At 64.6% G+C, this 13,519-nt stretch carries 13 protein-coding genes; 9 read left to right on the top strand and 4 right to left on the bottom strand.

Features of this window, described 5'->3' with window-relative positions; all coding sequences use genetic code 11:
- The first annotated feature begins 41 nt into the window (after positions 1–41).
- From dsbD to T31B1_RS12800, 5 genes are all read left to right on the top strand, one after another.
- Positions 42–1,856, top strand: a complete 1,815-nt coding sequence (gene dsbD, locus T31B1_RS12820; protein ID WP_502950991.1) for a protein-disulfide reductase DsbD — start codon at positions 42–44, stop codon at positions 1,854–1,856.
- Positions 1,856–2,707, top strand: coding sequence for a prolipoprotein diacylglyceryl transferase family protein (locus T31B1_RS12815; protein ID WP_353249903.1), 852 nt, complete (start codon positions 1,856–1,858; stop codon positions 2,705–2,707). Before dsbD ends, T31B1_RS12815 begins: the two co-directional genes overlap by 1 nt.
- On the top strand, positions 2,704–3,498 hold the full coding sequence (dsbG, locus tag T31B1_RS12810) for a thiol:disulfide interchange protein DsbG (RefSeq protein ID WP_353249902.1): 795 nt from the start codon (positions 2,704–2,706) through the stop codon (positions 3,496–3,498). Before T31B1_RS12815 ends, dsbG begins: the two co-directional genes overlap by 4 nt.
- A 104-nt stretch (positions 3,499–3,602) precedes the next feature.
- On the top strand, positions 3,603–3,878 hold the full coding sequence (locus tag T31B1_RS12805; protein ID WP_353249901.1) for a hypothetical protein: 276 nt from the start codon (positions 3,603–3,605) through the stop codon (positions 3,876–3,878).
- 99 nt (positions 3,879–3,977) lie between these two features.
- A complete protein-coding gene (locus T31B1_RS12800; protein ID WP_353249900.1) occupies positions 3,978–4,532 on the top strand; it encodes a DsrE family protein in 555 nt (184 codons plus the stop codon).
- Positions 4,533–4,559: 27 nt separating this feature from the next.
- Here the strand turns inward: T31B1_RS12800 and T31B1_RS12795 are convergent, their stop codons facing one another.
- Positions 4,560–5,420 carry an MBL fold metallo-hydrolase gene (locus T31B1_RS12795; protein WP_353249899.1) on the bottom strand — a complete coding sequence of 287 codons (861 nt, stop codon included), beginning with the start codon at positions 5,418–5,420 and terminating at the stop codon, positions 4,560–4,562.
- 126 nt (positions 5,421–5,546) lie between these two features.
- Between T31B1_RS12795 and T31B1_RS12790 the strand changes: the two genes are divergently transcribed.
- The 3 genes from T31B1_RS12790 to T31B1_RS12780 are packed head-to-tail and all read left to right on the top strand — an operon-like array spanning position 5,547 to position 7,666.
- Positions 5,547–6,785 (top strand): NAD(P)/FAD-dependent oxidoreductase, encoded by a 1,239-nt coding sequence (locus T31B1_RS12790; RefSeq protein ID WP_353249898.1) that lies wholly within the window; start codon positions 5,547–5,549, stop codon positions 6,783–6,785.
- A 27-nt stretch (positions 6,786–6,812) separates the two neighbouring features.
- Positions 6,813–7,262 carry a YeeE/YedE family protein gene (locus tag T31B1_RS12785; protein WP_353249897.1) on the top strand — a complete coding sequence of 150 codons (450 nt, stop codon included), beginning with the start codon at positions 6,813–6,815 and terminating at the stop codon, positions 7,260–7,262.
- Positions 7,259–7,666, top strand: coding sequence for a DUF6691 family protein (locus tag T31B1_RS12780; RefSeq protein ID WP_353249896.1), 408 nt, complete (start codon positions 7,259–7,261; stop codon positions 7,664–7,666). Before T31B1_RS12785 ends, T31B1_RS12780 begins: the two co-directional genes overlap by 4 nt.
- A gap of 302 nt (positions 7,667–7,968) precedes the next feature.
- On the opposite strand, the gene T31B1_RS12775 is transcribed toward T31B1_RS12780, so the two are convergent.
- The 3 genes from T31B1_RS12775 to T31B1_RS12765 all read right to left on the bottom strand — a co-directional run bounded on the left by T31B1_RS12775 (position 7,969) and on the right by T31B1_RS12765 (position 10,299).
- Positions 7,969–8,271, bottom strand: coding sequence for a metal-sensing transcriptional repressor (locus T31B1_RS12775; RefSeq protein ID WP_353249895.1), 303 nt, complete (start codon positions 8,269–8,271; stop codon positions 7,969–7,971).
- Between the two features lie 90 nt (positions 8,272–8,361).
- Complete coding sequence (ssb, locus tag T31B1_RS12770) at positions 8,362–8,895, bottom strand: single-stranded DNA-binding protein (protein WP_353249894.1); 534 nt, start codon at positions 8,893–8,895, stop codon at positions 8,362–8,364.
- Between the two features lie 39 nt (positions 8,896–8,934).
- Entirely contained in the window at positions 8,935–10,299 is a 1,365-nt protein-coding gene (locus tag T31B1_RS12765; RefSeq protein WP_353249893.1) for an MFS transporter, read from the bottom strand.
- A 195-nt stretch (positions 10,300–10,494) separates the two neighbouring features.
- On the opposite strand from T31B1_RS12765, the gene uvrA reads away from it, so the two are divergent.
- The gene (gene uvrA, locus T31B1_RS12760; RefSeq protein ID WP_353249892.1) at positions 10,495–13,470 is read left to right on the top strand and encodes an excinuclease ABC subunit UvrA; all 2,976 of its coding nucleotides are present in this window, start codon (positions 10,495–10,497) and stop codon (positions 13,468–13,470) included.
- The last annotated feature ends 49 nt before the right edge of the window (positions 13,471–13,519 follow it).

The raw sequence follows: 13,519 nt of genomic DNA, 5'->3' as shown, positions 1-13,519 counted from the left end.
GCTCGGCCACTTCGGGCCGGAACCATGACGGCATGAGACGCATGTTCATCTTCGCGACGCTGTTCGCCACGCTGCTCGCCGGCGTGATGACATCAGGTGTGGGCTTCGCCCAGGGCTCGGCCGCCGGAGACGATTTCCTGAGCGCCGCCCAGGCATTCACTCACGACGTGACGCGCCACGACGACGGCACCCTCACCGTCACATGGGACATCGCCCCCGGCTACTATCTGTATCGGCATCAGTTCGCATTCGACGGCAAACCCACGCCGATCGCCGGCGTCACGCTGCCGCACGGCAAGCCGATATCCGACGAGTTCTTCGGCGACTCGGAGGTCTACCACGATCAGGTGGCCGCGACCATCGACCCCGGCACGGCCCGCACGATCGACCTGGGTTGGCAAGGTTGCGCCGAAGCCGGGCTTTGCTATCCGCCGCAGCATGCAAGCATCGAACTTGACGGCGTGGCGGCAACGGCCGGGCACGGCGCTGACCAGTCGATCGCCGCCGGCGCGACATCGCTGGCTGAAGACCAGCAGCTGTCCGCACGTCTGGCCGACGCCGATACCGGCTGGGTGCTGGCCGTGTTCTTCGGCCTCGGCGTGCTGCTGGTGTTCACCCCCTGCGTACTGCCCATGCTGCCGATCCTGACCAGCCTGATCGTGGGCAGTGACGCGCGCAGCGGCCGGGGGTTCGCGCTGTCGCTGGCTTATGTGCTGCCCATGGCCGTGGTCTATGCGCTACTCGGCGTCGCCGCTGCCCTGGCGGGGGCGAATCTCCAGGCCTGGCTGCAGACGCCGACGGTGCTCGGGGTATTCGCGGCGATCTTCATCGCGCTGGCCTTGGCGATGTTCGGTTTCTACGAACTGCAGCTGCCCGCGCCGTTGCGCGATCGACTCCAGAGTGCCAGCGCCGATCAGCGCGGCGGCAGCCTGGGCGGCGCAGCACTCATGGGCGGGCTGTCCGCGCTCGTCGTCGGCCCTTGCATGACTGCGCCGCTGGCCGGCGCCCTGCTGTATATCGCCGATTCCGGCAACGTGTGGCTCGGCGGCGCGGCCTTGTTCTCTCTAGGCCTGGGCATGGGCGCGCCGCTGGTCGCGGTCGGCAGCCTCGGCGCACATCTGTTGCCGCGACCCGGGCCGTGGATGACCGGCGTCAAGGTGGTGTTCGGCTTCGTACTGCTGGGTATGGCGCTGTGGTTCATCGCGCGGGTGATTCCCGATCACTGGACCATGGTCGGCGCCGGTGTGCTGACCATGGCCGCCGGCATGACGTTGTACCAACTGGGCGTGTCCGCGTCGTCGACGCCGCGACCAGCGGCGATGACCGCATGCGTGGCCGGATCGATCGTCGGGCTGTGGGGCGGGCTGCTCATCATCGGCGGCGCGGCCGGTAACGACAGCCTGAGCCAGCCGCTGGCGTTCGCGGGCCTGTCCGCTGTCACCTCCGATGCCGGGCCGGGCGAGGCACAGGGATTCATGGCCCGCTTCGACAACGTGGCCGATCTCGATGATCTGGACGACAAGGTAGCCAGCGCCGCCCAGGACGGCCGCTGGACCCTGGTCGATTTCTATGCCGACTGGTGTGTCTCGTGCAAGGTGATCGAAAAAGAAGTCTTCGGCGATGCCGATGTCCAGCGCGCGCTGGCCGATGTCGAGCTATTGCGCCCGGATGTCACCGACAACGATACGGCCGATCGCGAACTGATGCGCCGTTTCGGGGTGGTCGGCCCGCCGACGATCCTGTTGATCGGCCCGGATGGCCGGGAACGCCGCGCCGCACGTATCGTCGGTGAACTGGACGCCGAGGCGTTTCTCGATCATTGGGCCCGCGCCCATCAATCCGGTGGTGAATCCTGATGCTGTCGTTTTCCGTCGGGCCGTTCGCGCTGTCGGTGGCCCACGCCTTGATGATCGTCGCGCTCGTCGCGGCCCTGATCGCGGGCAAGCTCGCCGCCCGGCGGCGCGATGTGCCGATCAGCGACACGTTGTTCAACCTCGCGCTGGTGGGCGTAGTCGCCGCACGCGTGATCTTCGTGCTGCGTTATCTGGGCGAATATCGCGATCAGCCGATCGGCGTGATCGATATTCGCGACGGCGGCTTCGACGCGGTCGGCGGGCTGATCGGCATGGCGTTCTATGCCGCGCTGGTCATGCGGCGCCGGCCTGTATTGCGTCGGCCGCTGGGCGCGGCGCTGGTGGCCGGTGCATTGACCTGGGGGCTGACCGGCGGGGCGCTGTCATTGATCGAGCACGAGGCCAGCCGGCTGCCGGATGCCGCGCTGACCACCCTCGATGGCCAGCAGACCGATCTGGCCGCCCTGCAGGCACAAGCCGACGGCCGTCCCGTGGTCGTCAATCTATGGGCGACCTGGTGCCCGCCCTGCCGGGCCGAGATGCCGGTACTCGAGGCCGCCCAGGCGGCACGCGATGACGTGCTGTTCGTGTTCGCGAACCAGGCCGAAGCCGCGCCGACCATCCAGCGATTCCTCGACGGCCAGGGGCTGGCGCTCGATCACGTCGTCCGCGACCCCGGCGGGCGCCTCGCCCAGCAGGCCGGCTCGGTCGCGCTGCCCACGACCCTGTTCTACGACGGCGACGGTCGGCTGGTCGACAGCCATCTCGGCCAGCTGTCGCGCGCGACCCTCACAGCGGCGCTCGAACGCTTCGCCACCGCCGCTTCTTCCAACGACGACTCGGAGCAACCATGACCCGAAATCTACGACTGCCGATCATCGGCATGATCGCCGCGGTGGCGATCGGCGCCTACGCCCTGGTGGCCTGGTCCGCCCCGGAGGACAAGACCGACCCGCCCGCGCCCGTGGTAGCCATGGCCGATCGCGGCCTGGAGATTCTCGGGCCGTTCGATGCCCCCGGCGGCCTGCGGGGCTATGCCGCAACATTCCAGGGCCGTCCGATGGCGATCTATGTCACCGAAGACGGCCAACACGCGGTACTGGGCACGTTGGTGGACGAAAACGGCAACAATCTCACCGCCGAACCCCTGGAGCGAATCGCGTCCGGCCCGCAGAACGAGAAAGCCTGGGAACAGCTCGGCAAAGCCACATGGATTCGCGATGGCAAGGCAGACGCGCCGCGTATCGTCTACGAGATCACCGATCCGAACTGCCCTTACTGCAACCAGTTCTGGCAAACGGCGCGGCCCTGGGTCGAAGCCGGCGAGGTTCAGATCCGTCACGTGATGGTCGGCATTCTCAAGGCCGACAGTGTGCCCAAGGCAGCGACGATCGTGGGCGCAGACGATCCGGAAGCCGCGCTCGAACGCCAGGAACGCAACTATGCCAGCGGCGGTATCGATATCGCCGAGGATATCCCCGACGCCGCCCGCGACAAGATCCTGGACAACAACAGCCTCATGGAGGCGCTGGGTTATTTCGCCACGCCGACCATTCTCTATCGCAAGGCCAATGGCGATATCGGCCTCAAACAGGGCATGCCGCGCGGCGACGACGTAGAGAAAATTCTGGGGCCTAAACCCTGAATGCAACGCTCGCGCATTTATAGCCCATTTATGGCCACTCACTACGACAGCCGCATCCATTCTGCACTCAAGGATTTGCCATGACCCGATCTCACCGATACAGAATGCTCCTGTTTACGGTGTGTGCCGCAACGTTATGCCTGCCCACGGCGGCCGTGGCGCAACAGAAAGCCATTCAAGCATTGGACGGGCCGGTGAATCATCACGCGGCGTCCGGCACGCATGTGACGGACGAGACGACCGTGTCGGATGAGCGCGCCGCCATTCAGGATCTCGAGCGCCGTGTGAATGCGCTCGAACGCCAACAGGCCGCCCATGAACCGGCCAGCGCCGCGCGGGGTTCGGCCGTGTCGAACGCTATCGGACACCGACCCTGCTGACATCGACCCGCGGGCCTGGCCGCCTGCCCGCGTTCGACGATTGCATGCAGCCTTTCAACCCGCTAATCAATCAGTTTGTTAGGCAACAAGGAGTTCGCCGTGAAGAGGATATTTCGTGTGGCCCTGATTATCTTCAGTTTGTTGCTGGCCGGGTCTGTGCCCGCGTGGGCCGCGGGGGGCGGCTGGCAATATCCGGCGATCAAGGATTATGGCGGGATCAAGCCGCTGCCGGATGCCGTCAACCAGCCCTCGACGGATGCCCGGCACAAGGCCGTGTTCGATGTGACCAAGGCAGCGAAAAGCCCCGATCAGCCGAATCCGGGTCTGGAACACGTCGCGCGGGCGGTCAACGTATTCGCCTCGGCCGGCGTGCCCGTCGACAAACTCGACTTCGTGGCCGTGGTCCACGGGCCGGCGACACCCAGTATCCTCAATGACGCGCAATACCAGGAGCAGTTCGGACAGGCCAACCCCAATACCGCGCTGATCGCCGCCCTACGCAAGGCAGGCGTCACCGTACATGTCTGTGGCCAGGCACTCGCCGAACACGCGTTCGATCAGTCGTGGGTGGACGACGACGTGGACGTCGCGCTGTCTGCACTCAGCGATCTGGTCATCTACGGCGAACGGGGTTACGCGCTGGTCCCTCAATAGGGCGTCGTACCGGTACAACGACCGTGACTAGAACCGGTCGAGCGGTATCTTGAGATAGGCAGTGCCGTTGTCTTCAGGCTCCGGCAGGCGTCCGCCGCGGGTGTTGATCTGCAGCGCGGCCAGCATGAGTGCGGGCAACGGCAGCTCGGCATCGCGTTTATTACGCAGCGCAACGTATGCCGCTTCGTCGATGTCCTGCAGGTGCGGGTTGTTTGCACGCTGCTCGGCGACCGTGGATTCCCAGCGCGGCTCGCGGCCGTCCGGCATGTAGTCGTGACCGGTGAACAGCCGCGTGTCGTCGGGCAGTTCGAGAATCGCCTGGATCGAGCGATACAGCGTGGCCGCATCGCCGCCGGGGAAATCGGCGCGCGCGGTGCCGAAATCAGGCTGGAACAGCGTGTCGTGCACGAACGCGGCGTCGCCGATCACGTAGGTGATCGAGGCCAGGGTATGGCCCGGCGAGTGCATCACTCGTGCATCGAGGTTGCCGACGGTGAACGTGTCGCCGTCGGCGAACAGCCGATCCCACTGCCGGCCGTCGGTTTTGAAGTCGTCTCCGAAGTTGTAGATATTCTTCCAGAGCTTCTGAACGTCGATCACATGCTCGCCGATACCGCGGGGGGCATCGAATATACCCTGCAGATAGAAAGCGGCCGACAGATGGTCGGCGTGCGGGTGGGTATCCAGGATCCAGTCGACGGTCAGCCCGCGCTTTTTGACAAACGTAGCGATCTCGTCCGCCGACTCGGTGCTCGTGGTGGCTGACGCCTCGTCGTAGTTGAGCACCGGATCGATGATGGCACAGCGTCCTGACTCGATATCGATACAGATATATTGAACGCTGAAGGTCTTCCGATCGAAGAATCCGACGACTTCCGGTCGTGTCATGGTCTTGTGTCCCGATGTCGGTGTTCGCTGGCAGACGCCGATCGGCGCCTGCCGGCGAGTCATTTGCAAATAGCGGTGGATATGGATTATACCCTATAGGGTATTCACAGCAAGATCGAGCAAGCCATGACCGATTCAGCGACCTCCCTACATCATCGCGTCGTGATCGCCGGCGGTGGTACGGCCGGTATTCCGGTGGCGGCGGCCCTGCTCAAGGCCGATCCGTCGCTCGACGTCGCCGTCATCGAACCGAGTCGCGATCACTATTACCAGCCAGGCTGGACGCTCGTCGGCGGCGGCGATATGCGCGCAGAGGCCACCCGATGCGCCGAGGCCGATGTGATGCCTGCCAAGGCTCACTGGATTCGCGATACGGTGGCCGGCTTCGATCCCGACGCGAATCGGGTCGATCTGGCCTCTGGCGCGGCCGTGACCTACGACTTCCTGGTCGTCGCCCTCGGCCTGCAGCTGGATTGGGGCGCAATCGACGGCCTGAAACAGACGCTGGGCCGTAACGGCGTTACCTCGAATTACCGATTCGATCTCGCACCCTATACCCACGAGCTGGCCCAATCGCTCAAAGACGGCGACCGGGCACTGTTTACCCAACCCGCGATGCCGATCAAGTGTGCGGGCGCACCTCAGAAAGCATTGTATTTGACCGCGGCCACCCTGAGAAAGCGCGACGTGAAAGCCGAAGTCGCGTTCTACAATCAGGGCGGCGCGATGTTCGGCGTACCGGCCTATGCACGCGAGCTCGACAAGGTGATCGCCGGCTACGGGGCGACACCGTATTTCAAGCATTCGCTGATCGCCGTCGACGGCGACCGCCGTGAAGCCACGTTCGATACCGACGACGGGCACGTCACACGCGGCTTCGAGATGCTGCATGTCGTGCCCCCGCAATCGGCACCGGACGTGATCAAGCACAGCTCGCTGGCAGGGGACGCGGGCTGGGTCAGCGTCGATAAGAATCGGCTCACCCATAGCCGTTACGACAACGTGTTCGCGTTGGGCGACTGTACCGACACGCCGAACGCCAAGACCATGGCTGCGATCCGTCGCCAGTTCCCCGTGGTGGTCGCCGGGCTGCGCCGCGCACTTGGCGAGAACGTGTCGCCAGCCGACGATTACGACGGCTACGGCGCGTGCCCGTTGACGGTCGCCCATGGCAAGGTACTGCTCGCCGAATTCCGCTATGGCGGTGAGGTCGTCTCCAGCTTTCCGCTCGACCCGCGCAAGGTGCGCCGTATCCACTGGCCGCTCAAGGCACAGTTTTTCCCCTGGCTGTACTGGCACGTCATGCTCAAGGGACGCGACTGGCACTGGCCCCGGCCGAAACCGCGTCCGGATCTGAGTGCATGATCGGGCCGTTTTCCATAGGAACCAACCATGATCGGCCTGTTCACCGGCGTCGTCGACTTCACCCCCATAAGCGCCCTCGCCGGGGGTGTGCTGATCGGCGCGGCTGCAGCCCTGCTGTGGCTGGGCCTTGGCCGAATCGCGGGTATATCGGGGATGGTGCATGCGTTGGTCGGACGCGAGACAGGTAGCGCCTGGCGCGGCTGGTTCCTGGCCGGATTGATCGTTAGCGCGGCCGTTTTCAGCCTGATCTGGCCCGAACACGTGTCTGTACGCGCGGGTTTTCCCGCCGTGTGGCTGGTGATCGCCGGCGTACTCGTAGGCATCGGTACACGCATGGGTAATGGCTGCACCAGCGGCCACGGCGTCTGCGGTATCGGCCGGGGCTCGCGGCGCTCGCTGACCGCCACCGCGGTGTTCATGCTGGCCGGGATTCTGACAGCGGTGCTGACACGCCACGTCCTGGGCATCGGCTCATGAAGACGAATCTGCTGGCCATGGCAGCCGGCGGGCTGTTCGGTACCGGCCTGTGGCTGTCGCAGATGGCCGATCCGACCAAGGTTCTGGCGTTTCTGGATATTGTCGGCCCGTGGGATCCGAGTCTTGCCCTGGTCATGGGTGGCGCGCTGACCGCGTTCGGGCTGACCTATGCCGTATCCAGGCGCCTGAAACACCCGTGGCTGGCGGCAACGTTTCAATCGCCGTCTCGACAAGGCGTGGATCGGCCGCTGCTGGGCGGGGCCGTACTGTTCGGCATCGGCTGGGGCCTGGCCGGCTATTGCCCGGGCCCGGCCCTGGCGGCTCTCGCACTCAATCCGCGCGAGGCGGCCTGGTTCGGTTTGGCGTTTATCGCCGGTAGCGCCCTCATGCGTCGGCTCCGGTAAACAGAATAGCGCGACGGGAGCCGTCGACCGACCGCTGGACTCGCGACATCCGGCTGCTACGCCTATTACCGACAGGCATAGCCATCCACCCGGTTTTGCCAGTCGGCTTGATCGATACCGCGCGCACGCGTGATGAACTCGTGTCCGGCACGCTTGCGGCAACCGGGGATGGCGCGTTTGTCAGCTAATCGTGACCGTCGCCGGTCAGCCTGTACGATCGTTCATATCGACAAACCCAGCCGGACGGGTCGGCCCCACTGGCGGGTTCAGGCGTTGGCGTCCCGTTCCGAAGAACCGGACCGCTAACCATAGCGAGCGAGCAGCTCCGTGGCGTACTTGAGCCGTTCCCGGGCATCGGCGGAATCGAGATGCGAGCAGGACAGTTCGCGCTCGATCACGCACGACAGCATGTTGTAGAACGTCCGATCCAGCGCCTTGCGCGCGGCCGACATCTGCACCGCGATATCCTCGCATTCGGCATCGCGTTCGAGCATGGCCTGCAGACCACGCACCTGGCCCTCGACGCGCTTGAGACGCCGGATCAGCGAATTCTTGCTGGTTTCCCAGTCATGATCAGACTGTGGCAGTTCCACCGGATCGGCCATTATCTACTCCAAGCCTGCAATATCGCGCGCTGTTAGCCCAGATCGATAGCGTACAACGAATCGGCCGCAATCGCTCGCGGCCCGGCCGGCTCAGAACGGAATATCGTCGTCCAGATCGTCGTCGAAGCCCGGATCACCGGCCGGCTGACGCTGCGGCTGCGGCTGATTACCCGGGCCAGACTGTCCGCCGCCACGCTGGGCCCCGCCATAGCCACCGCCCGAGGATTGCGGGCGCTGCTGCTGGCCACCGCCGCCACCGAACGGCGCGCTGCCGCCACCGCCGCCTTTCGAATCGAGCATCTGCATCTCGTTGGCGACGATCTCGGTGGTGTACTGATCGACGCCGTCCTTGTTCTGCCACTTGCGGGTCTGAATACGGCCCTCGACATAGACCTTGGAACCCTTGCGTAGATATTCGCCAGCCACCTCAGCCAGGCGTGCGAAAAACACCACACGATGCCATTCGGTGCGCTCCTGCATTTCGCCGGAGCTCTTGTCGCGCCAGGTATCCGACGTGGCGACATTGATATTCGTCACGGCGGTTCCGCCCGCGGTATAGCGGGTTTCCGGATCGGCGCCGAGGTTGCCGATCAGGATCGCCTTGTTCACGCCCCTACTTGCCATTGCCACACTCCATAACGGGTTGAAACGTCCGCGGCCGCGCTACGCTTCGGCCGGACGTTCGGAAAACTTGTCCAGATCGACCTCATCGGCCTGCGCACTGTCGATCTTCAGATAGGCCACGCCGTCCTCCGGTACCACAACGGCCTCCACCACGCCGTTTTGCGCGAGTAGCTGTTCGGTCAGCCGTCGCGCGTCGGCGCGGTCGGCCACCTCGACCCGCAACATGCGGCTCTGGGTGAAGCGCGGCGCCTTCATCGTGACCGCCACGCCAAACCATAGCAGCGCGGCGATCGCCGAGAAAATAAACACGCCGGACGGCCCGTCCAGGCCATAGGCCCAGCCGCCCACGGTCCCGCCGATGAATATGCCGAAAAACTGCGACGACGAATACACGCCCATGGCAGTCCCCTTGGCATCAGCGGGGGCCACCTTGGAAATCAGCGACGGCAGGCTGGCCTCCATGAGGTTGAAGGCGGCGAAGAACAGCGTCAGCACGATTACCAGTTCGACCAGGCTGGCATGCCAGACCAGCAGCGCGATCTGGGTCAGGCCGAGGGTGGCGATCGCACCGATGAACACCGGCTTCATCTGTCGCTTGGCTTCGGCGATGATGATCATCGGGACCATCAGCACGACCGAGGCGATGAGTACCGGCAGATAGACCATCCACTGATGCGCCTGGTCGATACCGATGACGTCGTGCAGCACGTTGGGCAACGCGATGAAGCTGGCCGTGAGAATCGCATGCAGCGCGAAGATGCCGAAATCCAGCCGCAACAGCTGAGCATCGCCGAGCACACGGGCGAACAGGGCCGGTACGGCACCGGTATCGCGGTGGCTTCGCAGGGCGATCGGCTGTGGCGTGACGGCATAGAGCACACCGATGCCCAGCAGCGCCAGTACGGCGGTCAGCCAGAAGATGCCGGCGACACCCACCACCGCATTCAGCAACGGCCCAACCACCAGTGCCACCGCGAACGACAGGCCGATGGTCATACCGATCACGGCCATGGTCTTGGTGCGCGCTTCTTCACGAGTCAGGTCGGCCCCCAGCGCGAGGATGACCGAGCCGACGGCGCCGGCGCCTTGCAGCACGCGACCGATGATCACCCCCGTGATCGAACCCGACAGCGCCGCCACCACACTGCCCAGGGCGAATATGATCAGCCCGACGGTAATCATGGGTTTACGGCCGAACCGGTCCGAGAGCATGCCGAAGGGAATCTGCAGTAATGCCTGGGTCAGCCCATACGCCCCAAGGGCCAATCCGACCGTCACCGGTGTCGAACCCTCCAGCGTGTTCGCATAGAAGGTAAATACCGGATAGATCATGAACAGGCCGAGCATCCGCAGGGAAAAGATGCCTGCGAGAGAGAATGCCGCCCGCGTCTCGAACTTGGTCATAGGCCGCCCGCTGAGTGTGCAATAGGCCGCTGGCGGCTCGGCCGCATACGCTGCGTCCGGGCCGCGGTCACGCCGTGAATCGGCGTCATCGACAGGGCGCGCAGTCTAGCACAGGCACTCTGAGCCATCGCTTTGTGACGCGCTTGCCGGCCCACGTATACTCGCGGGTTATCCCCCTGCCATTGCCACACTCGCATGGACAGTATCCGCATTCGCGGTGCGCGCACGCACAATCTCAAGAACGTCGACCTCGACCTGCCTCGCAATCAGCTGATCGTGATCACCGGCCTGTCCGGCTCCGGCAAATCGAGCCTGGCGTTCGACACGATCTATGCTGAGGGCCAACGGCGCTATGTCGAATCGCTGTCGGCCTATGCGCGGCAGTTCCTGTCGATGATGGAAAAACCGGATCTCGATTCTATCGAAGGCCTGTCGCCGGCGATCTCCATCGAACAGAAATCGACCTCGCATAACCCGCGTTCGACCGTGGGTACGGTCACCGAGATCCACGACTACCTGCGCCTGCTCTATGCCCGCGCCGGTACGCCCTATTGCCCCGATCATGGCGAACCGCTGACCGCACAGAGCGTGTCGCAGATGGTCGATCAGACACTGGAAAAACAAGCCGAGTCGGCATGGATGCTGCTCGCGCCGGTCATCCGATCGCGTAAGGGCGAACACCGCGACATCTTCGAGCAGATGCGCGGCCAGGGCTTCGTACGCATGCGTGTCGACGGCGAGATCGTCGAGATCGACGACGTACCCACGCTCGATCCGAAGAAGAAGCACGATATCGAAGTCGTGGTGGATCGCTTCAAGATCCGTGACGACATCGGCCAGCGGCTGGCGGAATCCTTCGAAACCGCGCTGCGGCTGTCCGAAGGCATTGCCTGGATCATGCCGTGGCGCGGCGAAGGTGAGCCGGAGGTCTTCTCGGCCCAGTTCGCCTGCCCGGTCTGCGGCTATTCGATCAACGATATGGAACCGCGGCTGTTCTCGTTCAATTCGCCGCACGGTGCCTGCCCGGGCTGCGACGGCCTCGGGTCGCAGAGTGTGTTCGACGTCGACCGTGTGATCACCGACGACAGTCTGAGCCTGGCCGGCGGCGCAGTGCGCGGCTGGGACCGGCGCAACCCCTATTTCTTCGGCCTGATCCAGTCGCTGGCGGACAAGTACGGCTTCGATGTCGACACGCCCTGGGCCAAATTGCCCGACCAGGCGAAGAAGGTCATCCTCGACGGCTCGGGCGGCGATCGGGTCGAGTTCCGCTACGTCAACGCCCGGGGCCGAACGCGGGTACGCAAGCATGCCTTCGAAGGCGTGCTCAACAACATGCAGCGCCGCTATGCCGAAACCGATTCGCTGGCGGTCCGTGAGGAACTGGCCAAGTATCTATCCAACAAGCCGTGCCCGACGTGCGGCGGCGCACGGCTGAACACCGCCGCCCGCCATGTGCAGGTCGCCGAGACCACCCTGCCGACGATCAATGCGGCCAGCATTGCCGGTGCGCATGAAATCATCGATGCGCTGGATATCCCCGGCCACCGAGGCGAGATCGCCGCCCCTATTCTCAAGGAGATCCGTCAGCGCCTGAGTTTTCTGCTCGACGTGGGCCTGGATTATCTGACCCTGTCGCGCAGTGCCGAAACCCTGTCCGGCGGTGAAGCCCAGCGCATCCGCCTGGCCAGCCAGATCGGCGCCGGTCTCGTTGGCGTGATGTACGTGCTCGACGAACCGTCGATCGGCCTGCACCAGCGCGACAACCGACGGCTTCTCAACACCCTCGAGCGGCTACGCGACCTGGGCAATACGGTGATCGTGGTCGAACACGACGAGGACGCCATCCGAGAGGCGGAATACGTGGTGGACATGGGTGTTGGCGCCGGCGACCACGGCGGCCATATCATCGCTCAGGGCAGCGCCAAGCAGATCGAAGCCAGCGAAGAATCGCTGACCGGGCAGTATCTGTCCGGCCGACGCTCGATCGCCATCCCAGACAAACGCGTCGCGTTCGACGCCAAACGCCAGATCAGCATCAAGGGTGCGCGCGGCAACAACCTCAAGAACGCCAGCGCGTCGATCTCCATGGGGCAGTTGACGTGTATCACCGGCGTATCGGGCTCGGGCAAGTCCACGCTCATTAACGAAACGCTGTTCCCCGCGGCCGCACGCCAGGTCAACCGCGCCGTCGCGCGGGCCGCGCCTGTCACCGCGATCGAGGGCCTGGAACATCTGGACAAGGTCATCGATATCAACCAGGCGCCGATCGGGCGGACGCCGCGATCCAACCCGGCCACCTATACCGGCCTGTTCGGCACGATCCGGGAACTGTTCGCCAACACGCCCGAAGCGCGCGCGCGCGGCTATCAGCCGGGGCGTTTTTCGTTCAACGTCAAGGGCGGCCGCTGCGAGGCCTGCCAGGGCGATGGCGTGATCAAGGTGGAGATGCATTTCCTGCCGGATATCTATGTCACCTGCGATACCTGCAAGGGAGCGCGCTACAACCGCGAGACGCTTCAGGTCCATTACAAGGGCAAGACAATTGCCGACGTGCTCGACATGCGCGTGGAAGCGGCAATGGAGTTCTTCGCGCCGGTACCCAGCCTCAAGCGCAAGCTCGAGACGCTGATGGATGTCGGCCTGTCGTACGTCAAGCTCGGACAGAACGCGACCACGCTCTCTGGCGGCGAGGCGCAGCGAATCAAACTCGCCCGTGAGCTATCCAAGCGGGATACGGGGCGTACACTCTACCTGCTGGACGAGCCGACTACCGGGCTGCATTTCCACGATATCAAGCAGCTGCTGACCGTGCTCCTGCGTCTGCGCGACGCCGGCAACGCCGTGGTCGTGATCGAACACAACCTTGACGTCATCAAGACCGCGGACTGGCTGATCGATCTCGGCCCGGAAGGCGGCGACGGCGGCGGCGAGATCATCGCGACCGGCACACCCGAGGACATCGCCGACGTCGACGCCTCTCACACCGGACGGTTCCTCAAGCCGATGCTGGGCGCCAATCGACCGGGTACCGGCCACAACACCAGCGGCGACGACAAGCCGACCGGCCTGCCGCCGAAAAAAGACAAATCCGCCAAGAAGAAAGCCGCCAAGACGCCCGATCGCGACGCGACGGGCAACAGACAGCGTCCACGCCGACAGACGTCCAGCTGACCGTGCGGACTGCCGCGTCCGGTGCGATCACCGCACGCGGCGGGGCTTT

It is taken from the genome of Salinisphaera sp. T31B1 (assembly GCF_040361275.1).
Lineage (GTDB): Bacteria > Pseudomonadota > Gammaproteobacteria > Nevskiales > Salinisphaeraceae > Salinisphaera.
This window is presented reverse-complemented; position numbering and strand designations above follow the sequence as displayed.